Below are 22,371 nucleotides of genomic sequence, written 5' to 3'. Positions count from 1 at the left end.
ACCCCCATCCGGCAAGATGCACGCCGATGCCCGCCACGTCCGACTTCCGCCTCTATCACTCCAATGCCCTGGAGATCCTGGCGGGACTGCTGGCGGACGAGTTGCGCCGACCCGCACCCGGCCAGCCGTTGTTGGCGCCTGACACCGTGCTGGTGCCACAGGTGGCGATGCGGCGCTGGCTGCAGGCGACGCTGGCGAAGCAGCACGGCATAGCCGCCAACCTGGAGTTCCTGACTCCGGGCGAATTCGTCCGTCGCGCCCTCGATGCCAATGAGGACGGCAGCGACCAGGACCTCGACGCCACCGCGCTGCACTGGCGTCTGTACGCGGCACTGACGGACCTCTCCGTGCTGCGCGAACCGGCCCTGCTCCCGCTTCGCGGCTATCTCGCGGGTGACGATCCGCTCACACCGTGGACACTTGCGGGCGAGCTCGCCGGCATCTTCGAGAAATACCAGGCCTGGCGACGCGACTGGCTGCTGGCTTGGGAAGCGGGCGCCGCGCCGGCCGAACCGCAGGCGGTGCTGTGGCGGCGCGTCGCGCGCGGCCGACGCCATCGCGCGCGCCGCATCGACGATTTCCTCGCCCGCTTTGGCGGCGACGCCGGCACCGGTCCGTTGCCGGTCGGGCTGCCACCACGCCTGTTTGCCTTCGCCACCTTGAACGTCTCTCCCGACGTATTGCGGGTGATCGCGACGCAGGCGCGGGTCGGCACACTGCACTTCTACCTGCCCACGCCCTCGCGCAAGTACTGGGGCGACCTGCGCACGTTGGCCGAGCGCCTGCGCACCGGCGAAGACGCATTCGATGCGGACGAGAACCCGTTGCTGCAAGCCTGGGGCGCCGCCGGCCGCGATTTCATGGCGGTGCTCGGTGGCTACGAAGTCGTGCACCCGTCCGGCGAGATCGCCGCATACGACGATCCGGAAGCCCGCGAGCGCGCGACCGGCGACGAAACCCTGCTGCAGCGGCTGCGTCGCGACCTCCTGCACCGGCGCGGCCCCCCGGCGACGCCCTGGCGGGCAACTCCGGATCCCGGCGATAGCAGCCTGCAGGTCCACGCCTGCCACACCCGCCTGCGCGAAGTGCAGGTGCTGCACGACCAGCTGCGCGGCCTGCTGGAGGATCCGCGTTTCGATCCGCCGCTGCAGCCGCGAGACATCGCCGTGCTCGCGCCCGACATCGATCCATATGTGCCGCACATCGCTGCGGTATTCGGTGGCGGCGCGCGCCACGAAGCGATTCCCTACGCGCTCGCCGACACCAGCCCGATGGCCGCCGAGCCACTGGCGGCCGTGTTCCTGCAATTGCTGGCATTGCCGGTGTCGCGCTTCGGTCTGAGCGAAATACTCGACCTGCTCGCCACGCCAGCCCTTTGCGATGCCGCGCAACTGGACGCGGCCGCGCTCGACCGCCTGCACGGCTGGCTGCGCGAAGCCGGCGCGCGCTGGGGCCTGGATGCCGCGCACCGCGGCCGCCACGACGCGCCGCGCGACGACGCCTGCACCTGGGCATTCGCGCTCGATCGCCTGCTGCTCGGCCACGCCAGCGACGACACGATGCCGATCCTGGGTGTCGCGCCGTATACCGACATGGAAGGCAGCGCGCTGGATGCGCTGGATGCCCTGATCCGCGTGCTGCGCGTGCTGGCCCGGCACGAACGCGTGTTCGCGACCGCGATGCCGCCTGCGCAGTGGCGCGAACGCCTGCTCGACCTGCTCGCCGCGCTGCTGCCAGAACACCTGCGAGCGTCCGGCGACCAGCGCGCGCGCGAACGTCTGCACGGCCTGCTCGACGACTTCGCCCGCGCCGCGGAGACGGCCGGTTTCGATGCAGCCGTGCCCCCCGAAGTGGTGCGCGCGCATTTCCACGGTGCGCTCACCCAGGCCGACACGCGCGCGCCGCTGCTCACCGGCGGCGTCAGCTTCGGACGCATGGTGCCACTGCGGTTGCTGCCGTTCCGGGTGATCGCACTGCTGGGCATGAACGATGGCGACTACCCGCGCCGCGATCCCGCCGGTGGCCTCAACAAGCTGGCGGCCGAACTGGGCGGGCCGACGCGCCGTCACGGCGACCGCTCGTTGCGCGAGGACGACCGCTTCCTGTTCCTGCAGCTGTTCGCCGCCGCCAACGACGTGCTCTACCTGAGCTATCTCGGCGCCGATCCGCGCGACGGCAGTGAGCGCGAGCCTTCGGTGCTGGTGTCCGAACTGCTCGACACCGCCGCGCGTTACCACGCGCAGCCGACGCAGGCGCGCAGCGCCCTGGTGGTGCAGCATCCGCTGCAGCCGTTCGCCCCGGCCGCGTTCGGCGCCAGCCTGCAAGGCCAGGAGCCGCGGCGCTTCAGTTACCGCGCGGAGTGGCATCCGGCCGCGCAGAGCCAGGGCGGCATGCGCGAGCCGCTCGGCGCGTGGTTGCCCGCATCCCTGCCCGTGCCGGCACCCCGCGACGACGCGATGCCGGAACTGAGCGTGATCGAACTGCGTCGCTTCCTCGCCGATCCGCCCGCCGCCCTGCTGCGCCAGCGCCTGAACCTGCGCCTGCCCGAGGAAGCCGAAGCCGAGGATGACGTCGAACCGCTAGCCCTGCCCGCGAGCGGCCTGCAGCGTTGGCAGTTGCAGCACGCGGTGTTCGACGCCTGCGTGGCCGGCGCCACCGATGACCTCGCCCAGCGCCTTCGCGCGCGGGCGATGCTGCCGTCCGGGCCAATGGGGGGGCGCCAGCTGGACCGCGTGCGTGCGCAGGTGCAGCCCTACGCCGATGCATTTCGCGCCTGGCGCCAGGGCGAGCCGCGCACGCTGAACATCGATTTCGAACTGGACGGCATGCGTCTGTACGGCCGCATCGACAATCTCCATGCGGCTGGCTTGGCGCGGTTGCGTTTCGATGAACTGCATGGCCCGGCGCAGATCTCGCACGGGCTGGACTGGCTGGTGCTTTGCGCCGCGGGCCACACGCAACCGTTGTGGCAGTTCGCGCCGATCGACAAAGACCTGGGCCCGCACCGGCGCGAGCCGGTGCCGCAGGCGCAGGCGCAGGCCGCGCTGCGTGAGCTGCTGCGGTTGCGCGAGCGCGGCCTGCGCGAAGCGCTGCCCTTCCTGCCGCGCGCCGGCTGGGTCTGGTACCAGGCCGAACAATCGCAACGCGCCGGTGCGGTGATCCGCAGCAACGCGAAGGGAGCGTGGGAGCGCGCGCGCGAGGCGTGGACCGGCGGCGGCAACGGCTGGAGCGAGAGCGCCACGGCGAGCGCGCGGCTGGTGTTGCGCGGCCACGATCCGTTTGCGGTCGCCGCCGTGGGCGCGCAGTTCCGTGCGATTGCGACGCAGGTGTTCGACGCCGTCGTGCATGCGCGTAGCGGAGGCGCGGCATGAACGCAACCGCACCGACGGCCGTGCTCCAGCGCGACCCCTACTTCGATCTCGACCTGCACGGGTTGCAGCTGATCGAGGCCAGCGCCGGCACCGGCAAGACCTTCACCCTGGCCACGCTGGTCACGCGACTGGTGATCGAGCGCGAGCTGCGCGTCGGCCAGATCCTGGCGGTGACCTTCACCGAAGCGGCGACCCAGGAGCTGCGCGAACGCCTGCGCCAACGCCTCACCTTGGCCGCGCAACTTGCCAGTGGCGTGGACGTCGGCAACGACGATGCGCAGGTCGCGCTCACCCGCGAACTGATCGCGCGCCGGCTCGCGCACGAAAGCGCGACCGCGCTGCAGGCGCGCCTGCAACGCGCCGCGCACGAGATCGACCTCGCCGCGGTGTTCACCATCCATGGCTTCTGCAGTCGCGTGCTCGGCGAGCATGCGCTGGAAGCCGGGCAGCCCTTCCTCGCGGCCGAACTAGTGGGCAGCGACCGCGAACTGCGTGACGAGGTCGCAGCCGACCTGTGGCGCGCCTTCGGTGCGGAGGCCGGCGATGCCGAGTTGCTCGCACGCGAATGGCCGAGCCCCACCGAACTGGCCAACGACCTGGGCGCCCTGCTTGCGGCGAATGCGGTGCTCCCGCCGTCGTCGCCGTCGTCGCCGGATCCGCTGCCGGCGCTGCAGCAGGCGTTCGTGTCGTTGCAGGCCGCCTTCGCCGACGACGGTGAAGCGGCACGAGCGCGCCTTGCCGACGCCCTGGCCAAGGGCGTGATGGACGGACGCAAGGCGCGCGCGCCCAGTTACGAGAAGGCGTGGTTGGCGCTGGACCAGGGCCTGGCGACGCGCGCGCTGAAATCCTCGGACGATCATCTCGACAAACTCACGCCCACGCGGCTGCGCGAATGCGCCAAGGCCGGCCGCGAGTCGCAGTTGCCGGAGTCGCTGGTGTTCGACGCACTGGCGGCGTGGTTCGACGCCGATCGTGCGCGCGAGGAATGGCTTGCCGACCAGACCATCGGTCTCGTCCACCGGCTGCGCGAGCAGGCCCTGGCACGCCTCGCGCGGCTCAAGCGCCTGCGCCGCGTGCAGACGTTCGACGACCTCATCGAAGGCGTCGCCGGCGCGCTCGAAGGCGCGCAAGGCGATGCGCTGGTGCAGCGGTTGCGCCAGCAGTACGCGGTGGCGCTGGTTGACGAGTTCCAGGACACCGATCCGCGCCAGTGGGCGATCTTCCGACGCGTGTTCGCCGGCGGCGAGGCGGGCCCCGAGGCCGCAAACCTGTTCCTGATCGGCGACCCCAAGCAAGCGATCTACCGTTTCCGCGGCGGCGACGTGCACACCTACCTCGCCGCCGCGCGCGATGCGCACCGCGCGCCGGAGCTGCGCCAGAACTTCCGCTCGCGCCCGGCGGTGCTGCGCGCGATCCAGGCACTATACGACCGCGCTGGCGACACGGCCTTCGTCGACCGCAGCATCCGCTTCTTCGCCGTCGAGCCCGGCGGCACCGCGCACGATTCCGACTTCCTGCGCAGCGATGCGATCGCGCCAGCGCTGACCCTGCGCGAGCTGCCCGCGCCGGACGGCGGCGGCGCGTGGAAGGCCGACGAGTCGCGTCGCCGCGCCGCCGAAGCCTGCGTCGCGGCGATCCACGGACTGCTCTCCGATTCCCGCCGCGACGCCGCGACGATCAAGGGTCTCGCCGTGGGCCCGGGCGATATCGCCGTGCTCGTGCGCGAGCACCGCGAAGCGACGCTGATGCAGGAGCTCCTCGCGCGCGCCGGCATTCCCGCGGTGGCGGCGGGCCGGTTGAGCCTGTTCCACAGCGAGCAGGCGCTGGAAGTCCTCGCCCTGCTCGAAGCGCTGCTGCATCCAGGCGACGACGCGCGCCTGCGCGGCGCCTTGGCCGGCGTGTGGCTGGGCGTGGACGCGGCGACGCTGGCGCGGATGGATGAGGACGACCGCCTGCGCGCCAGCTGGCAACTGCGCGCGCTGGACTGGCGCGAACGCTGGGAGCGCCACGGCCCTCTCGCGCTGATCGCCGATCGTTGCGCCGAACAGGCGCCGCGCCTGCTTCGGCTGCTCGACGGCGAGCGCCGGCTCACCAATCTGATGCAGTTGGCCGAAGTGCTGCAGGAAGCGACTGCAACCGCGCTGGGCGTGCACGGCCTGGCGGACTGGCTGCGCCGGCGCATCGCCGAGGCTGACGATCGCGATGAAACCCAGCAGTTGCGCTTGGAGTCTGACGCGCAGCGCGTGCAGGTGATGACGCTGCACAAGAGCAAGGGCCTGGAATTCCCGCTGGTGTTCCTGCCGTTCGCCGGCGTAGGTCGCGACCGCAAGTCGCCGCAGCGCTGGTGCGAAGTGCTGTCCGCGCAGGGACGCACCCTGCAGCTCGATACCGGGCGCACCGTCGATGCGGAGGCGTGGACGGCCGCCGTCGCCGCGCGACAGCGCGAGGAAGACGCCGAGGACGCGCGCCTCCTGTATGTCGGCCTGACCCGCGCGCAACACGCGTTGTGGCTCGCCTGCGGCCCGCTGTACGCCTACGACAGGACACCGCTGGCGCGCCTGCTCGGCGACACCGCGACACTGCCCGTTGCCGCGGGCGACGCCATCGTGCTCGACCGCGACGCCACGATGGCCACCGCCTTGCCATTGCTGGCGGCAGAGGCCGCCGGCGACGTACCCGCGGCCCGCGTTGCCCATCGCGCGTTGCCGCGCGACTGGTGGGTGTACAGCTTCACCCAGCTCGCGCGCGAGGACAGCAGCCACGCCGCCGCCGCAACCGGCGCCGAAGTCGGCGCGGCCGACGAACCCGAGCCCCTCGCCTCTGCCGATTACGACCGCCGCTTCAGCGGCAGCCGTTTCGGCAACGTCCTGCACGCGGCACTCGAACGCGTGGACTTTGCCGCCTGGCGCGATGCCGGCGGCGTGATCCCCATCGGCCAGCAAGCGCCCCTGCGCGAAGCGCTTTCCGGCGGCGGCTACACCGAAGCCGACAGCGAGGACGGCCTGCCGGTGCTGGCAAGGCTGGTCGCGGTTACGCTCAACGTCGTGCTGCCCGAAGGCGTTCGCCTGTGCGACGTGCCCGCCGCGCAGCGCCGCGCGGAAATGGAATTCCACTTCTCGCTGCAGTCCGTCGACGTGCACGCCCTGATCGGCACGTTGCACCGGCATGACGTGTTGCGCGACCGCCATGCCTTCGGCCTGCGCCAACGCCTCGATGGCCTGATGACCGGCAAGATCGACCTCGTCTACACCGTGGACGACGGTCCGCACGCGGGCCGCACCTGCCTGCTCGACTACAAGTCCAACCGCCTGCCCGCCTATGACGCGGCGACGTTGGACACGGCGATGGACGACAGCGAGTACACCCTGCAGGCGCTGATCTACACGCTGGCCCTGCATCGCTGGCTGCGTTTCCGCCTTGGCGCGGACTACGACTACGACCGCCACTTCGGCGGCGTGCGCTATCTCTACTGCCGCGGCCTCGATCCACTCGATCCCGCCGCGCCGGGCGTGCACGCGCACGTGCCGCCGCGCGCGCTGGTCGAGTCACTCGACGCGCTGTTCGCGGGAACAACGACATGAGTCTGCTCGACACGCTTTATCGCCACGGCGTGCTGCGCACCGTCGACCATGCGCTGGCGAAGAGCCTGCGCCGGCTCGATCCCGCCACGCCCGATCTCGTGCTCGCCGCCGCCGCGCTCGCGTCGCAGGCGATCGCGCTCGGCCACGCGGGCATCGATCTCGCGCGGCCACCGGAAATGCCGGGTGTTGAACTCGCCTGGCCAGAGCCGGCCGCGTGGCGCGCGGCGCTGAAGGACTCGCGCTGGGTGGCCGCGCCCGCCGCCGACGTCGCCGCCGCCGCGGATGCGCCGCTGGTGCTGGAAGGCGACCTGCTGTACCTGCGCCGCTACCGCGAATACGAACGCCGCCTCGCCCTGCACTTGCAGCGCCTCGCCGCGCACGCCGCGCCGAGCGGCGATGAAGCCGCGCTCGAGCCACTGTTCGCGGCCCTGTTCCCGCAACGCGACGACGCCCAGGCGCGGGCCGCGTGGCTGGCGTTGCGGCGCTCGTTGCTGGTCATCACCGGCGGTCCCGGTACCGGCAAGACCACCACCATCGCGCGCTTGCTGGTGCTGCTGTTGGCGCAGGCACGCGCGGCGGGTCGACGCATGCCACGCATCGCCTTGGCCGCACCCACCGGACGCGCGGCCGAGCGCATGGCGCAGAGCCTGCGCAAGGCGCTTACTCAGATGCAGGCAATACCCGGTGTCGATCCCGCGCTGTGCGCCGCGTTGCCGCAACAGGCGCGCACGCTGCACCGCCTGCTCGGCACGCTGCCGGGCAAGCCACGGTTCCGCCACGATGCCGATCACCCGCTGTCGTTCGACGTGGTGGTGGTCGACGAGGCATCGATGGTCGACCTGCCGCTGATGTGCAAGCTGGTCGAAGCGGTGCCTGACGGAGCCCGCCTGCTGCTGCTGGGAGATCCGGATCAGCTGCCGTCCGTGGAAGCCGGCGACGTGCTGGCGGCGATCGTCGCCGCGGCAGTGGAGGAAACCGGTGCCGTCGCGGTGCGAGCGGCAGGATCCTCCGAGTCGACGCCCCCGTCGCGCCGCACGCATGCCGTCGTTCCTTCGCAGGCCGACCTGTTCGCGCCGGTTTCAATGACAACCCCGAGTGCGCCGATGGCCGTGCCGTCGACGGCGGAACGACGGTCGATGGAGGCCGTGCCGTCAGCCGACTTGGCGCGCGTGCACCTCGACCGCGGCTATCGCCAGTCAGACGCGCTCGACCTCGCTCCACTCGCCGACGCCGCGCGCACCGGCGACGGCGACGCGCTGCTTGAACGCCTGCGCAGCGGGGCGTTGGCCGGCGTGCATTTCCACGACGGCCTTGCCGATCCGTTGGCCGCCGACGTGCGCGCGGCGCAGCTGGCGCCGTGGCGCAAGTTGGCCGAGGTCGATGATCCGCAGGCCGCACTGGCGCTGGCCGACACCGCACGCGTGCTTACCGCGCTGCGCGACGGGCCGCAAGGCGCGGTGCAACTCAACGCGCGGATCGAGGAAGCCCTGGCCGGCGCGCAACGCGAGCGCTATTTCCATGGCCGCCTGCTGCTGGTGAGCGAGAACAGCTACCGCCACGGCCTGTTCAACGGCGACATCGGCGTGTGCCTGCGCGATGCCGCCGGCACCATGGTGGCTTGGTTTGCCGGCGGCAGCGAGGGCGTGCGCGCCTTCCATCCCGCGGCACTGCCGCAACACGGCGGTGCCTTCGCGATGACCGTGCACAAGGCGCAGGGTTCGGAGTACGACACAGTGTGGCTGCAATTGCCCAGGCAAGACGCGCGCACGCTTTCGCGCGAACTGGTCTACACCGCGCTGACCCGCGCGCGGCGTGCGGTGCACCTGTGCGCCAGCGAAGCGGTTCTGCGTGCCGCGCTCACGCGGCATGCACAACGTGTGTCAGGACTTGCTTGGCGACTGAAGCATTAAGGTAAGTTTGAGTGCCGTGCACCGCGTTCAGCGATTCTTGACCCTACCTGCACGAGCGCCTGACTAGCTTCGTGCGTCCCGGCACCGCTTGGCGCCGGCACTCACAGGAGCAACTCAATGAGCGACGTTAAAAAAGACCACAACATCGGATCCGGTACCGGCGCCATGGCGGGCGCGGTGGCAGGTGCAGCGATTGGTTCGGCTGCGGGACCGGCCGGTAGCGCCGTCGGCGCGGTGGTGGGAGGCATCGTAGGCGCCAAGGCGGGCGACTCGATCGCCGAGGCGGTCAATCCAACGGCCTATACCGAACACTTCCGCAAGGACTACGTGAGCGCGCCGTATTACATCAGCGGCAGCGAATGGCGTGACTACGAACCGGCGTACAAGTACGGCTATGACACGTATGGCCAGTACCAGGGGCGCAAGTTCGACGACGTCGAGAGCGAACTCCAGCGCAATTGGGACACCACGCGCGGCAACTCGCGCCTGGCCTGGAACGATGCGCGTCAGGCCGTACGCGACGGCTGGCATTACATCGAACGCGCGATGCCAGGCGACGCAGACCGCGATGGGCGATGAGCGGCGCTTACGCGCCACTGGCGCGTGCCGCGAAGAGCGCCCGCCGCGCTGCGGCGGGCCGGACCGATGAGCGGCGTTCACGGATGAGCGGCGTTCCCGGTCGCGCTGCGAAGGGGCTGGACCGATGAGGCAATAGAGCACCCATGCACACGGTGAGCTTTTGACCTTTTGACGAGCAACAGCACGCAGCCATGCGGAACCGGCAACGGTTCCGCATTTCTGTCCGCGTGCCGCTGGAGTACGATGCCCGCCTCACCGAACGACGAGGCCGGCCGCGTGGCTGGCGATTCCATGGCCAACGACAAGCCCTCCCGCGAACAGGCCGAAGCCGCCGTCCGCACCCTGCTGAGCTGGGCCGGCGACGATCCCGGCCGCGAAGGCCTGCTCGACACGCCAAAGCGCGTGGTCACCGCCTTCGGCGACTGGTTCAGCGGTTACGACGTGGATGCTCGGGCCTATCTCGCCCGCACCTTCGAGGAAGTCGCCGGTTACGACGAGATGATCGTCCTGCGCGACATCCAGTTCGAAAGCCATTGCGAGCACCACATGGCGCCGATCATCGGTCGCGCCCACGTCGGCTACCTGCCCGATGGCAAGGTCGTCGGCATCAGCAAGCTCGCCCGCGTGGTGGAAACCTACGCGCGCCGCTTGCAGGTGCAGGAAAAGATGACCGCGCAGATCGCCGACTGCATCCATGACGTGCTGCAGCCGCGTGGCGTCGGCGTGGTGATCGAGGCCGCGCACGAATGCATGACCACGCGCGGCGTGCACAAGCGCGGCGTCAGCATGATCACCTCGAAGATGCTCGGCAGCTTCCGCGAGGACGCGCGCACCCGCGCCGAGTTCCTGCAGTTCATCGACGTCGGCCCCGGACGTTGAACTTCCGGACGCCGCGCGCCGCGCGGCGGACTTCCGAAAACTCTCGTGGAGCGTGGTGATGGATTGCGTGCCGTCGTGGTTGCGTGCCCTGGCCCCGTTGTTGCTGGCGGCGGTTTCCTGCGCGGCGAACGCCGCCGACGCCCCCGCCACCCTGCGCGTCGACATCCTGCACAGCGGCAATGCGCTGGCCGACTTCTATGCGCTCGATCGCGTGGTGCTGGAGCCGTTGCCGTGGCCGGGCAATCCGGCGCGGCCACTGGACGACACCAACCGCGGCCTCAACCGCTTCGAGGTGGTCGATCCGCAGACCAACAAGGTGCTTTACTCGCGCGGCTACAGCACGATCTTCGGCGAGTGGCGCACGACCGAGGAAGCGCAGAAGCACAGCCGCGGCTTCCAGGAATCGCTGCGTTTCCCGCGCCCGGACAAGACGGTCAAAGTGCGCGTGCTGCAGCGCGACGACCGCAACGAGTTCTCGGTGGTGTGGAGCGTCGATGTCGATCCGGCGGCGTTGGACATCGAGCAGGAAAAGCGCCCGGCGCCGGCGACGCCAATCGCCATCCGCAACAACGGCCCCTCGGCGGACAAGGTTGACCTGCTGATCCTGGGCGACGGCTACACGCGCGAAGAACTCGGCAAGTTCGAGGCCGATGCGCGCCGTCTCGCCGACCATCTCTTCAGCGTCTCGCCGTTCCGCGAACGCGCCAGCAACTTCAACGTCTGGGCACTGGCCGTGCCCACGCGCGAATCCGGCGTGTCGCGCCCGTCCACCGGCACCTTCCACGACTCCGCGCTCAACACGCGCTACGACATCTTCGGCAGCGAGCGCTACGTGCTCACCCTCGACAATCGCGCCCTGCGCGAGCTGGCGCAGTACGCGCCGAACGAGTTCATCGAGATCCTGGTCAACAACGAGACCTACGGTGGCGGCGGCATCTTCGGCCAGTTCAGCACCGCGGCAGCCAGCAACGACTGGGCGAACTACCTGTTCGTGCACGAGTTCGGCCACCACTTCGCCGCGCTGGCGGACGAGTACTACACCTCGCCGGTGGCCTACACCGCGGGTGCGGAGCGGCCGGAGCCGTGGGAGCCCAACGTCACCGCGCTGCTCGATCCCGCGCAGTTGAAGTGGAGGCGCCACGTCGCCCCGACCACGCCCTTGCCGACGCCGTGGCCCAAGGCCGAATACGAGAAGTACCAGCGCGAGTACCAGGCCAAGCGGGTCGCCTTGCGCAAGGCGAACCGTCCGGAATCGGAGATGAGCGCGCTGTTCGCCGCCGAACGCCGGTACACCGACCAGCTGTTCTCGCGCCATCCCAACCACGGCCTGGTCGGCGCCTTCGAGGGCGCGAACTACCAGGCCAGCGGTTATTACCGCTCGGAAATGCAGTGCACGATGTTCAGCCGCACGGAGCGCTTCTGCCAGGTCTGCCAGGACGCGATCGCGGACATCATAGACCTGTACGCAGGGGCGCCGGCGGCGACGCGCTAAACTCCGCGCTCGCATTTTTCCTCGAAGCGCCATCGTGACCGAACCCACTGCCGGCGCGCGCCAAGCCGCGCTGATCTTCATCTTCATCACCGTCCTGATCGACATCCTCGCGTTCGGGCTGATCATTCCGGTGCTGCCGCTGCTGGTGAAGCAGTTTGCCGGCGGCGACTACGGCGACGCCGCGCACTGGATCGGCTGGTTCGGCATGCTGTTCTCGGCGATCCAGTTCGTGTGTGCGCCGATCCAGGGCGCGCTCTCGGACCGCTTCGGCCGGCGACCGGTGATCCTGCTGTCGTGCTTCGGCCTCGGCGTCGATTTCATCTTCATGGCGCTTGCGCCATCGATGTCATGGCTGCTGGTCGGCCGGGTGATCTCCGCGATCTTCTCCGCCAGCTTCACCACCGCCAATGCCTACATCGCCGACATCACCGCGCCGGAAAAGCGCGCGCAGGCCTTCGGCATGCTCGGCGCGGCGTTCGGCCTGGGCTTCATCGTCGGTCCGGTACTGGGCGGACTGCTGAGCGGGATCGACCTGCGCTTCCCGTTCTGGGGCGCGGCCTTCCTCGCCTTGTGCAACTTCGCCTATGGCTGGTTCGTGCTGCCCGAATCGCATCCGCGCGAGCATCGCTCGCCGATCTTCGACTGGCGCCACGCCAACCCGCTGGGTTCGCTCAAGCTGCTGCGCAGCTATCCGCGGATCTGGGGCCTGGCGGCGGTCGTGTTCCTGATCAACCTCGCCCACTTCGTCTATCCGAACATCTTCGTGCTGTTCGCCGACTACCGGTACCAGTGGCATCCGAAGCAGGTCGGCCTGGTGCTGGGCGTGGTCGGCGTGTGCGGCGTGATCGTGCAGGCCGGCCTGGTGAAGCACGCGGTAGCCGCGTGGGGCGAGCGCCGCGCGCTGCTGTTCGGGCTGTGCGCGGGCATCGTGGGCTTCACCATCTACGGCTGGGCGCCGACCGGCATGCTGTTCCTGATGGGCATTCCGATCATGGCGTTCTGGGGCTTCGCGATGCCGGCGACGCAGGCGATGGTGACCAGGCAGGTCGATCGCAGCGTGCAGGGGCGCGTGCAGGGGGCCTTGAGCAGCCTGATGAGCCTGGCCGGGATCCTGGCGCCGCATTTCTACACCGGCATCTTCGCGTGGTTCATCAGCGACAAGGCGCCTTCCCATCAGCCGGGCGCGCCGTTCTGGGCCGCGGGCCTGCTGCTGGTGGTCGCACTCGGGATGGCGTGGCGCTTCGCGCGCGCGCCGCAGGTGGTGGCGCAGCCGGCCACCTAGGCGCCAACGCGCGGCTAACAAGGAGCGCGCGAGACTGCCGGTTCCTTCGCGACCGGGAACCGTGCCATGGCCCGCTGTGACGTCTGCGGCAACGACTACGACAAGGCGTTCACCATCGACGGGCCTCGCGGCCGTGGCACCTTCGATTCGTTCGAGTGCGCGATCCACGCGCTGGCACCGGCCTGCGCGCATTGCGGCTGCCGCATCATCGGCCATGGCGCCGAGCACGGCGGCCGCTATTACTGCTGCGCGCATTGCGCCCGCGAGTCCGGCGTGCACGGCCTTGACGACCGGGTGTGAAGCCGGCGCCGCCGCAGGTCAGATCGCCAGCTTGTCCAGCTGCTCCTGCGGCAGCGGCATCAGCGCCCAGAACGGCACGCCCTGCTCACCCCAGACGACGGCGGCCTCGTTGAGGATGTCGAGCAGGGTGGCGAAATTCTCGTCATCCGCCTGGCGCCACATGTCGGTGTGTTCGAGCAGCAGGACGTAACCGCGCGCGCGCAGCCAACTCAGGTCGCCGAGGCTGTCGGCCAGGGCGTCGAAGTTGCCGCCGAACCAGGCGGGGAAGCGCAGCGCATGCGCGAAGCGTTCCAAGGCCCGGTGCTTGCTGCCGCAGCCGGCGAGCTCGATCCGCACCACCGCGAAATCCAGCGCCTGCGCGGCTTCGGCGAGGGCGTCGCTCTCGCGCGCATCGACGAAATACGCGCCGCCCTGGCTCGGGTCGGCCAGTACCTCGCGCACATCGATGGCCATCATCGGGACACCTCGGCCGCTTCGACGTCGAAGCGGCGGAAACTGCGGTAGTGGTCGTCGGAATACCAATACTCGCGCGGGGGCTCACCGCCAGTGATGATGCGGCGCGCGCCTCGATCGGAGGCGCCGGGCGTGGCGACCGTGTACTCGTGGTAGTAGCCACGCGGCTGCGCTGGCAGGCGATGTTCGCGGTTCTGGAACACGCTGCCGTCCTGGCGGAATGGATGCGGGCCGCCTTCGGCGATGCGTTGCAGGACCGCGTGCGCCTCCACCGGCAGGAAGGCGGGATAGCGCGAAACCGTTGTGGCGTCCGCTGCGCGCGGGTGCGCGCGCGCCGGCACGGCTTGCGGCAGCGCTGCCACTGTCGTGGGGGTGCTGGCCGTGGGCGCAGACACGCGTTGCTGCGACCACAACCACAGGCCGAGCAGTACGAACAGGGCAAGGAAGATCCAGGCGGGACGCCGCATGCAACACAACCATGCAAGTGTGGTGCCAGCCTTGGAAAAGATTGAAACGCCGGGAAAAGCCGCAGCCTGTCAGGCGCGGCGCCGTCCTCGGCAAAGGCGCGGGGAGCGCCGCGGCAGCTTCGGCCCTGGCCCGCCGCCGATTTGGACGCTAAGCGTCACCCGCAGCGGACATTGCTGATCGTGTTGCCGGCATCGACGTCGATGTTCAAGCGGCTGGCGTTGTATTCCATGGTCACCACCTGGCCGGGCTTGAGCGTGCGTGCGATCTCGGCCCCCGCGGCGCTGCGGGCCTGCTCCACCGTCTCGGCGGTGGCCATCTGGCCGACCACGCTGCGTGCGGCTTCGGCGTTGCATCCGGGCTGCATCGGGGGCGTGGCGGCGGTGTTGCCCGTGGTCGTCGCAGTGGCGGCGGCGGCAGTCGTGTCCGCGTCGACGTCGGCGGCGGATCGGGTGGTGGTGCAGGCACCCAACGCGAGCAGCATGGGCGCAGTCAGGACCAGCAGGCGGCGTGGCATGGCGGACATCCCGGGGAAGGAGGCCGCAGTGTGGCAGCCCGCGCGTGTGCTGCCGGTCAACCCGCGTCGCGGCGTGGTGCCGAGCTACGGCCCCGCCGGTGCCGGTGCGGTGCCATGCGCCTGCGCCTGCAGTTCGTGTTCCACCAGCGGCACCAGCGCCGCGGTGAAGCGGGCCGCGTCGGCCGCGGTGAGATGCGACCACTCCGGCAGCTCGTAACCCTGCAGTTGCCGGTAATCCTCGAAGTGGATCCCCGGGGCACCCGTGCGCTGCAGCAGCGGCGCCCAGGTATTCGCGCGCGGCAGTGCCTTCTGTTCGAAGGCGTAATACGCGCCGTTGCTGGGCGGCCGCACGAACACCACCGGCACGCCGCGCCGGCGCAGCGTCGCGACGGCCTTCGCGGCGCGCCCGATCTGTTCCGTCGCCACGGCGCGTGCCTTGGCCGGGGTATCCATGTTCGGTGGCGGCGGGCCGGCGAAGTGTTCGGCCCAGATGCTGCGCGCGAGCGCGCGGTACTGCGGATCGACTTCGACCTTGCGCCAGATGTGTGTGTTGCGGTCGGCGTCCTGCGTCATCAGCTTGCGCACGCGCGTGTCCTTGCGCATCCCCGGACGCAGCGGCCAGTCCTGGCGCATCACCACCGTCGGCAGGGCGAAGTCCGGATCGTAGAAAGCGAAATACGGTTCGAGCAGGTGCTTGGACAGCCAGTGGCCGCTGCGCTGCGACGGCCCCTGGCGGTGGTAGTGCGCGATCGCCTCGCCGCGGTAGGCGAAGCCGCTGAAGAACAGGTCGGGCGCCACGCCGACCACCAGCCGGCCGGTGAAGTGCGGATCGCTGGCGAGGTCTTCCAGCACCGGCACCGGCGAAGTGCCCTCGAGCGCGAGCTGGATCGGGCGTTCGCCGGTCATGCGTTCCCACACCGGCAACTGCACGTCGAACAGCACGCGCGAGGAACCGATCAGCACGGTCTTGCCGCCTTCGCCGGCATCGATGCGGCGGCGCTGCTCCGCCCACGCACCGTTGCTGTTGCGGTAGCCCGGGGTGGCGCCGAAGTCGCGCCAGTACAGTTCCCACGCGGTCATCAGCAGCAGGAACAGCGCCAGCGCACCGAGCAGGATCCGGCCCCACGGCTGCGGCGGAATGTCGCGTACCGGCACCGGCTGCGCGACACCCGGACGGTCGGACGCGGTGAGTCGCACGAAGCCGGGGCGCTCGAACTGCGTCGGACGCGCGACGCCTTCGGCGGACATCGGTGCCGTCAGCGCCATGTCAGAACTGGAAATAGATGAAGGCATTGCCTGCCCCTTGCGCGGCCACGACCGCGAATGCCATCAGGCCCAATGCCGCCGCCAGCGGCAGCGGATGCCGCCGCGCCAGCATCGCCTCGAGCGTCTGGCTGCGCATCAGCCAGTGCGCGAGCACGATGCCGCTGACGATCAGCGCCACCACGGTCAGTTGTGCGGTGGCGAGGATCGGCTGCGCGCCGCCGTTGCCGCCGAACATGCCACGCAGCACCTGCCACGCCTGCGCGAAGGTCTTGGCGCGGAAGAACACCCAGGTGATGTTGACCAGGGCCCAGGTGAGCAGGCCGAGACCGAAGAACGCGAGCGGCGAGGGGGTGTAGCCGGTGAAGCGCGCACGCAACGCGCGCTCGCCTGCGAGGTACAGGCCGTGCAGTCCGCCCCACACGACGAAGGTCCAGCTGGCGCCATGCCACAGCCCGCCCAGCAGCATCGTCGCCATCAGCGCGCAATACGTGCGCGCCTCGCCATGGCGGTTGCCGCCCAGCGGGATGTACAGGTAATCGCGCAGCCACGCCGACAGGGTGATGTGCCAGCGCCGCCAGAAGTCGGAGAAGCCGACCGCCGCATAAGGAAAGCGGAAGTTGTCCGGCATCGCGAAACCCAGGCACATCGCGATGCCTATAGCGGTAGTGGAATAGCCGGCGAAGTCGCAGAAGATCTGTCCGCTGAAGGCAAGCGTGCCCATCCACGCATCGAGCGCGCCGGGTGCGGCGGCCCGGGTCGAATACACCGCTTCCGCGGCCGGCGCGAGGAAACCGTCGGCCAGCACGACCTTCTGGAACAGGCCCAGGGTCATCAGTGCCAGGCCGAAGCCGAGCTGCTGCGCGCTGGCGCGATGCGGTTGTTCGAACTGCGGCACCAGTTCGGTCGGGCGCATGATCGGCCCGGCGACCAGGTGCGGGAAGAAGGTCACGAACAGCGCGTAGTCGAGGCCGCTGCGCGCCGGATGCGCGCGGCGCAGGTAGACGTCCAGCGTGTAGGACAGCGTCGCGAACGTGTAGAAGGAGATGCCGACCGGCAGCACGATGTCGAGGCTGGGCGGCTGGTAGGCGATGCCTGCCGATTGCAGCAGCGCGGCGAAATTCGCCAACAGGAACCCACCGTACTTGAAGTAGCCGAGCATCCCCAGGTTCACCACCAGCGACAGCAGCATCCACGCGCGTCGCGCATGCGGGTTCTCCGCGTTCGCCAGCTTCTTCGCCGCCCACCAGTCGACCACCGTGGAGATCCACAACAGCACCACGAACGGCGGGTTCCACGCGGCGTAGAACAGATAGCTGGCGAGCAGCAGGTTGACCTTCTTCGTCGTCCAGCCCAGCGGCAGGTTGTGCAGCAGCAGGACGCAGGCGAAGAACACCGCGAAGGTGAGGGAGTTGAAAACCATGGCTCGCACCGCCGCCGCCGGCCGTCGCGGCCGCTACGGGACTCATCAACGCAAGTGGAACCCGGGAACGGTCACGGTCCGGCCGGTCCGTGCCTGACTGGCCGCCGATGGCGCCGCCACGCGGCGTGAACGGGAGGTCGCGTTAGATTGCCCGGATCGCGGCGCGTGGCGTCGCAGCCTGGGGTACGCCATGGCGCACACGGTCACCTTCAACGTCCCGCAGCGCGCACTCGGCCGCGAGGACATCGAGTTCGTGGTCGAGCGCGACGGGGTGCGCTTCGGCACCCTGCTGGTGTCCAAAGGCGCGGTGGAATGGCGCCCGGCCAACAAGGTCTATAAACGCCGCCTGCGCTGGGAGCAGTTCGACCAGTTGATGCAGGAAAGCGGCAGGCGGGTGTAATGGACCCCCGCGCCCACCACCCGAACGGGTGATGCCTGACCATGTCCGGCAAACCGCACGCCCCCGCCTGCGAACGCAATCGCGATCCGATCCTGGACGTGTTGCGTACGCATTTCGCCGATTGCCAGCGCGTGCTGGAAGTGGGCAGCGGCACCGGCCAGCACGCGGTGTACTTCGCCGCGGCGATGCCGTGGCTCACCTGGCAATGCTCGGATGTCGCCGAGCAGCTGCCCGGCATAAGCCTGTGGCTGGACGGGGCACAGCTGGCCAACACGCCGCCGCCGCTCGAGCTCGACGTGCGCGGGGCCTGGCCGCAGCAATCCTTCGACGCGGTATTCAGCGCGAACACCCTGCACATCATGGCGTGGCCGGAAGTCGAGACCTTCTTCGCCGGCGTCGGCCAGATCCTGCAGCACGCGCCGCAGGGCGGCGTGCTCGCGGTGTATGGCCCGTTCAACTACCGCGGTGCCTACACCAGCGCCAGCAACCGCGAGTTCGATGAGTGGCTGCGGACCCGCGATCCGCGCTCGGGCATCCGCGACTTCGAATCGGTGGATGCGCTCGCCCGCGGCATCGGCCTGGAGCGGGTGGCCGACATCGCCATGCCCGCGAACAACCGCACCCTGGTCTGGCGCCGCTAGCGACGCCGCAAACGCAGAACCCCGCCGGAGCGGGGTTCTGCACAAGCCGTGGAAAGTGCGTGGGGCCGGATCAGGCGACCTTTACGATCCGCAGCGGATTGCGCCATTCCTTCAGCAGTTCGGCTTCGCGTTCCTTGGCCTTGTGCAGGTGCTCTTCCTTGACGTGGCCGTAGCCGCGGATGTGTTCCGGAATCGAGGCGATCTCGGCGGCGAGGTCGACGTTGCCGCGGTCGAGCGTACCGAGCAGGCCGTCGATCGTGGCGAAGTAGTCGACGATCAGCTGGCGCTCCATCTTGCGTTCCTCGGTGCGGCCGAAGATGTCGAACGCACCGCCGCGCAGGAAGCGCAGCTTCGCCAGCCACTTGAACGCGGTGAACACCCACGGGCCGAATTCCTGCTTGATCAGGTGGCCCTGCGCGTCCTTCTTCGCCAGCAGCGGCGGGGCGAGGTGGAACTTGAGCTTGTAGTCGCCGTCGAACTGCTGCTCCAGCTTCTTCTGGAAGTCGCCGCTGGTGTACAGGCGCGCGACTTCGTACTCGTCCTTGTACGCCATCAGCTTGAAGGCGTAACGCGCGACGGCTTCGGTGAGGTCGGTGGAACCGGCGACCTTCGAGGTCTCGGCTTCGCGTACCTTGGTGACGAAGTCGCTGTAGCGCTTGGCGTAGGCCGCATCCTGGTAATCGGTGAGGAAGCCGACGCGGCGCGTGATCAGTTCGTCGAGCGAACGCGACAGGCGCGCGTCGTCGAGTGGCAGGAAAGCGATGTTGTCGCCGTCGGTGCCGTGCTCCGGCACGTGGCGCAGCTCGTCTTCCGTGCGCGTGGCGCGCGGCGCGGAGGTCGCGCCCCATTCGTTGCCTTCCCACGCACCGGCCTTGAGCATCGGCAGTTCGTGCGGCGTGGCTTCGGCGGCGGTCGGTGCATTGCGGATCAGGCCGGCGGCTTCGGCCACGGCCTTGGGGTCGATCGCGGCGAGACGGCCCCAGCCGAATGCGGTCTTGTTCATCTCGATCGCGGCGCCGTTGAGTTCGACCGCGCGCATCAGCGAATCCAATGCGATCGGCACCAGGCCCTGCTGCCAGGCGTAGCCGAGGATGAACAGGTTGGTTGCGATCGCATCGCCGAGCAGCGCGGTCGCCAGCTGGGTGGCATCGACGATGTGCAGCCGGTCCGCCGCCTGCTCGCCGTTGCCCAGCGCCTTGCTGATCGCGGACACGATGTCGGTCGCCGGGAACTGCATGTCCGGACGCGTGGTGAAGGTGCCCGGCATCGCCTCGTAACTGTTGAGCACGACGTTGCTGCGGCCGGTGCGGATCTTCGACAGCACCCAGTAGTCGTTCACCACCACCATGTCGCAGCCGAGCACGAGGTCGGCTTCGCCCGCGGCGATGCGCACGGCGTGGATGTCGGCCGGCGTCTTGGCGATGCGGATGTGGGTGGTGACCGCGCCACCCTTCTGCGCCAGGCCGGTCTGGTCGAGCACGGTCGAGCCCTTGCCCTCCAGGTGCCCGGCCATGCCCAGCAGCGCGCCGATGGTGACCACGCCGGTACCGCCCACGCCGGTGAGCAGGATGTTCCAGGGCTGGTCGAGCGACGGCAGCGTCGGCAGCGGCAGCGCGTTGAGGCGATCCTTGGCCGAAGACGCCTTCTTCTTCTTCAAACCGCCGCCTTCGACGGTGACGAAGCTCGGGCAGAAGCCGTTGACGCAGCTGTAGTCCTTGTTGCAGTTGGACTGGTCGATCTCGCGCTTGCGGCCGAACTCGGTTTCCTTCGGCAGCACCGACACGCAGAACGACTTCTTGCCACAGTCGCCGCAGCCTTCGCACACCAGGCTGTTGACCATCACGCGCTTCTGCGGATCGACCATCTTGCCGCGCTTGCGGCGGCGGCGCTTTTCGGTCGCGCAGGTCTGGTCGAAGATCAGCACCGAGGTGCCCTTCACTTCGCGCAGGCGCTTCTGCACCGCATCGAGTTCCTTGCGGTCATGGAACTCCACGCCGGAGGGGAAGATCTCGCGCTTGTTCCACTTGGCGATGTCGTCGGACAACAGCACGATCGTGTCGACGCCTTCGCTGCGCACCTGGTGCGCGATCTGCGGCACCGACAGCGTGCCGTCGACAGGCTGGCCACCGGTCATCGCGACCGCGTCGTTGTAGAGGATCTTGTAGGTGATGTTGACGCCGGCGGCGATCGACTGGCGGATCGCCAGCGAACCGGAATGGAAGTAGGTACCGTCGCCGAGGTTCTGGAACACGTGCGGGGTTTCGGTGAACGCCGCCTGGCCCGCCCACGTCACGCCTTCGCCGCCCATGTGCGTGAAGGTGTCGGTGTTGCGGTCCATCCAGGTGACCATGTAATGGCAGCCGATGCCGCCGAGCGCGCGCGAACCTTCCGGCACCACGGTCGAGGTGTTGTGCGGGCAGCCCGAGCAGTAGTGCGGCACGCGCGGGAATTGCGCGCGCGGCAGGGCGAGTTCGGATTCCTTCTCGGCCATCCAGCGCAGCACGTTCTCCATGTGCTCGCTGTTGTGGAAACGCTGGATGCGCTTGGCGATGACGCCGGCGATGCGCGCGGGCGTGAGTTCGCCGGTCGAGGGCAGGATCCATTCGCCGCTCTCGTCGTACTTGCCGACGATCGACGGGCGCTGGCCACCGTCCCAGTTGTACATCGACTCCTTCATCTGGCTCTCGATGAAGGCGTGCTTCTCCTCGACGACGACGATGTCCTGCAGGCCGCGCGCGAAGTTGCGCAGGCCCACCGGCTCCAGCGGCCAGGTCATGCCGACCTTGTAGACGCGGATGCCGAGGTCGGCGCAGGCGCGCGCATCGAGGCCGAGGTATTCCAGCGCCTGCAGCACGTCGAGGTAGGACTTGCCGGTGGTGATGATGCCCAGGCGTGCGTTCGGCGAATCGATGACGAGGCGGTCGATGCGGTTGGCGCGGGCGAAGGCCTGCGCGGCCTTCACCGCGTACTGGTGCAGGCGCATTTCCTGGTTCAGCGGCGGATCCGGCCAGCGGATGTTGAGGCCGCCTTCGGGCAGCTCGAAATCGGTCGGGATGACGATGTCGAGCGCGAGCGGATTGACGTCGACCGAGGCCGAGGATTCGACGGTTTCGGCGATGGTCTTGAAACCGACCCAGCGGCCGGTGAAGCGCGACATCGCCCAGCCGACCAGGCCCATGTCGAGGATGTCCTGCACGCCGGCCGGGTTGAGCACCGGCATCATCGCGCTGACGAATTCGTGTTCGGAGCCGTGCGGCAACGTGGAGCTGCGGCAGTTGTGGTCGTCGGCCGCGAGCGCGAGCACGCCGCCAAACCTGCCGGTGCCGGCGGCGTTGGCGTGCTTGAACACGTCGCCGCAGCGGTCCACGCCGGGACCCTTGCCGTACCACATGCCGTAGACGCCATCGACCTTGGCGCCGGGGAACAGGTTGGTCTGCTGCGTGCCCCAGACCATGGTCGCGCCCAGGTCTTCGTTGAGGCCCGGGGTGAACTTCACGCCCGACGCCTCCAGGTGCTTGCGCGCGCGCCACAGCTCCATGTCGAAGCCGCCCAGCGGCGAGCCACGGTAGCCGGAGATGAAGCCGCCGGTGTTGAGGCCCGCGGCCTGGTCGCGCAGGCGCTGCATCAGCGGCAGGCGCACCAGCGCCTGGACGCCGGAGAGGTAGATGCGGCCTTCGACGCGGCTGTACTTGTGCTCGAGGGTGTAGTCCGGGTCGACCACGCTGTTGGTGAGCGAGGTGTTCGCCGAGGACGGCGAGCTGAGTTCGGCGGTGCTGGTCATGGGCGTGGCTCGTGCACGCGGCCGGGGCCGCGGG

General features: G+C 69.4%; 16 protein-coding genes. 10 read left to right on the top strand and 6 right to left on the bottom strand.

Annotated features, from left to right (window positions below; genetic code table 11):
* Nucleotides 1–26 precede the first annotated feature (26 nt).
* The 8 genes from recC (at nt 27) to ACXJJ9_RS10055 (ending at nt 13,394) form a co-directional block, all read left to right on the top strand.
* Nucleotides 27–3,371 (top strand): exodeoxyribonuclease V subunit gamma, encoded by a 3,345-nt coding sequence (recC, locus tag ACXJJ9_RS10090; RefSeq protein WP_457097053.1) that lies wholly within the window; start codon nt 27–29, stop codon nt 3,369–3,371.
* A complete protein-coding gene (gene recB, locus ACXJJ9_RS10085; protein WP_457097052.1) occupies nt 3,368–6,952 on the top strand; it encodes an exodeoxyribonuclease V subunit beta in 3,585 nt (1,194 codons plus the stop codon). The genes recC and recB overlap by 4 nt, the downstream gene beginning before the upstream one ends.
* Entirely contained in the window at nt 6,949–8,862 is a 1,914-nt protein-coding gene (gene recD / locus ACXJJ9_RS10080; protein ID WP_457097051.1) for an exodeoxyribonuclease V subunit alpha, read from the top strand. Before recB ends, recD begins: the two co-directional genes overlap by 4 nt.
* A 117-nt stretch (nt 8,863–8,979) precedes the next feature.
* On the top strand, nt 8,980–9,441 hold the full coding sequence (locus tag ACXJJ9_RS10075) for a glycine zipper domain-containing protein (protein ID WP_457097050.1): 462 nt from the start codon (nt 8,980–8,982) through the stop codon (nt 9,439–9,441).
* Between the two features lie 291 nt (nt 9,442–9,732).
* Entirely contained in the window at nt 9,733–10,320 is a 588-nt protein-coding gene (folE, locus tag ACXJJ9_RS10070; protein WP_310056207.1) for a GTP cyclohydrolase I FolE, read from the top strand.
* Between the two features lie 58 nt (nt 10,321–10,378).
* Entirely contained in the window at nt 10,379–11,812 is a 1,434-nt protein-coding gene (locus ACXJJ9_RS10065) for a M64 family metallopeptidase (protein WP_457097049.1), read from the top strand.
* Between the two features lie 31 nt (nt 11,813–11,843).
* The gene (locus tag ACXJJ9_RS10060) at nt 11,844–13,094 is read left to right on the top strand and encodes a TCR/Tet family MFS transporter (protein ID WP_457097210.1); all 1,251 of its coding nucleotides are present in this window, start codon (nt 11,844–11,846) and stop codon (nt 13,092–13,094) included.
* 66 nt (nt 13,095–13,160) lie between these two features.
* Nucleotides 13,161–13,394 carry a hypothetical protein gene (locus ACXJJ9_RS10055; protein WP_310054808.1) on the top strand — a complete coding sequence of 78 codons (234 nt, stop codon included), beginning with the start codon at nt 13,161–13,163 and terminating at the stop codon, nt 13,392–13,394.
* Nucleotides 13,395–13,412: 18 nt separating this feature from the next.
* Here the strand turns inward: ACXJJ9_RS10055 and ACXJJ9_RS10050 are convergent, their stop codons facing one another.
* From ACXJJ9_RS10050 to ACXJJ9_RS10030, 5 genes are all read right to left on the bottom strand, one after another.
* Nucleotides 13,413–13,850 carry a barstar family protein gene (locus ACXJJ9_RS10050; RefSeq protein WP_457097048.1) on the bottom strand — a complete coding sequence of 146 codons (438 nt, stop codon included), beginning with the start codon at nt 13,848–13,850 and terminating at the stop codon, nt 13,413–13,415.
* Complete coding sequence (locus ACXJJ9_RS10045; protein ID WP_457097047.1) at nt 13,847–14,314, bottom strand: ribonuclease domain-containing protein; 468 nt, start codon at nt 14,312–14,314, stop codon at nt 13,847–13,849. The genes ACXJJ9_RS10050 and ACXJJ9_RS10045 overlap by 4 nt, the downstream gene beginning before the upstream one ends.
* Before the next feature lie 155 nt (nt 14,315–14,469).
* Nucleotides 14,470–14,829, bottom strand: a complete 360-nt coding sequence (locus tag ACXJJ9_RS10040) for an I78 family peptidase inhibitor (RefSeq protein WP_457097046.1) — start codon at nt 14,827–14,829, stop codon at nt 14,470–14,472.
* Nucleotides 14,830–14,913: 84 nt separating this feature from the next.
* Nucleotides 14,914–16,095 (bottom strand): hypothetical protein, encoded by a 1,182-nt coding sequence (locus ACXJJ9_RS10035; RefSeq protein ID WP_457097045.1) that lies wholly within the window; start codon nt 16,093–16,095, stop codon nt 14,914–14,916.
* A 1-nt stretch (nt 16,096) separates the two neighbouring features.
* Nucleotides 16,097–17,515 carry an MBOAT family O-acyltransferase gene (locus tag ACXJJ9_RS10030; RefSeq protein ID WP_457097044.1) on the bottom strand — a complete coding sequence of 473 codons (1,419 nt, stop codon included), beginning with the start codon at nt 17,513–17,515 and terminating at the stop codon, nt 16,097–16,099.
* 190 nt (nt 17,516–17,705) lie between these two features.
* Here ACXJJ9_RS10030 and ACXJJ9_RS10025 point away from each other — a divergent pair, with 190 nt between their 5' ends.
* Nucleotides 17,706–17,915 carry a hypothetical protein gene (locus tag ACXJJ9_RS10025; RefSeq protein WP_310054800.1) on the top strand — a complete coding sequence of 70 codons (210 nt, stop codon included), beginning with the start codon at nt 17,706–17,708 and terminating at the stop codon, nt 17,913–17,915.
* A 41-nt stretch (nt 17,916–17,956) separates the two neighbouring features.
* Nucleotides 17,957–18,556, top strand: a complete 600-nt coding sequence (locus ACXJJ9_RS10020; protein ID WP_457097043.1) for a DUF938 domain-containing protein — start codon at nt 17,957–17,959, stop codon at nt 18,554–18,556.
* Nucleotides 18,557–18,626: 70 nt separating this feature from the next.
* On the opposite strand, the gene ACXJJ9_RS10015 is transcribed toward ACXJJ9_RS10020, so the two are convergent.
* Complete coding sequence (locus tag ACXJJ9_RS10015; RefSeq protein WP_457097042.1) at nt 18,627–22,337, bottom strand: indolepyruvate ferredoxin oxidoreductase family protein; 3,711 nt, start codon at nt 22,335–22,337, stop codon at nt 18,627–18,629.
* Nucleotides 22,338–22,371: the final 34 nt, after the last annotated feature.

The organism is Lysobacter sp. P5_B9, assembly GCF_054049835.1.
Note: the sequence above shows the minus strand (reverse complement) of the source record. Positions and strands in the feature narration are given on the sequence as shown.